At 62.2% G+C, this 205-nt stretch carries 1 protein-coding gene; it reads right to left on the bottom strand.

The window, feature by feature from the left end:
* Positions 1 to 134 precede the first annotated feature (134 nt).
* Positions 135 to 203 (bottom strand): DUF2474 family protein, encoded by a 69-nt coding sequence (locus ACQ4LH_RS21440; RefSeq protein ID WP_430698987.1) that lies wholly within the window; start codon positions 201 to 203, stop codon positions 135 to 137.
* Between the last annotated feature and the right edge of the window lie 2 nt (positions 204 to 205).

Raw genomic sequence — 205 nt, 5'->3', positions numbered from 1 at the left:
CCCCCGCGACCCGTATACTTCCACCGTGGTGGCGGGTGGGCGACAGCGTCARATGTKTAAARGARACRGGCKWARAACAGGTGGCGGCAMCGCCGAAGTTTGTGGTGCTTAAAGCGATCAAATAAGCACCGCCGTTACGGCGTGCCCATCCCCGCCGCCTGCATAAACAGCCGCAGCAGATAGGACACCGCGCCCAGGGCCAGCA

Origin of the sequence: Pseudomonas peli (assembly GCF_050563605.1) — a bacterium.
GTDB classification, from domain to species: domain Bacteria; phylum Pseudomonadota; class Gammaproteobacteria; order Pseudomonadales; family Pseudomonadaceae; genus Aquipseudomonas; species Aquipseudomonas peli_A.
This window is presented reverse-complemented; position numbering and strand designations above follow the sequence as displayed.